This window comes from Aerococcus sp. L_32 (assembly GCF_050689315.1).
In genome coordinates, this window is the sequence record NZ_JBOEQF010001040.1 from 1 (window position 1) to 658 (window position 658).

Here is a 658-nt window from a genome sequence, read left to right on the forward strand (position 1 = left end):
GTCGACGGGACATTCATCCGATCAACTGGCATTTTAACGGCAGCACCCGGTAAACACTCAACCACCCTTTAGGTGGATCGCATCTACAGCTCAAAGTCTACTTTTCAATTAGGGCTTGTCATACCTTCTCAACAATCGGTACTTTCTGTGCACAAGCGTCTAACTTACTTCTACTTCTCAACGCATCAACTTGTTTTATTTACTGACATCAGTATATAAATTTTTATGATAAGTGTCAACAATAATTTTAATAAAATTCTAATTTAATTCATTATCTCCTAATAATTGTCGATTTCTTTACGGACAGAATAGGTATGATTTTGTCCGTGACGGGCTTTTAAGGCCGCCTCTATATCTGTTAATGACAGGCCTCTTTCAACTAATAAAACCAACAAGTGGTAGAGTAGGTCACTAGTTTCAGATACCAACTCATCATTTCCTTGACCGGCTTGGGCATTTTTCGCGGCAATCACAACTTCAGTCATTTCTTCACCGCATTTTTTAAGAATCTTATCTAAACCTTGTTCCACCAAGTAAGTCGTATACGACCCTTCTTTAGGATTGCCCACTTTGTCGGCCACCGTTTTTTCAAGGATATTCAAGTTGAAGAAATCATCTCCAAAACATGACTGGCTACCCGTATGGCACGTTGGACCAA

Annotated in this window: 1 protein-coding gene; it reads right to left on the reverse strand. The window is 39.5% G+C overall.

The genetic code is table 11. The annotated features are described in order from the left end of the window. Positions 1-278 precede the first annotated feature (278 nt). Positions 279-602: a phosphoribosyl-ATP diphosphatase gene (gene hisE, locus ACRCJ0_RS18085; protein WP_431391522.1), complete on the reverse strand. Its 324-nt coding sequence runs from the start codon at positions 600-602 to the stop codon at positions 279-281. Positions 603-658 lie beyond the last annotated feature (56 nt).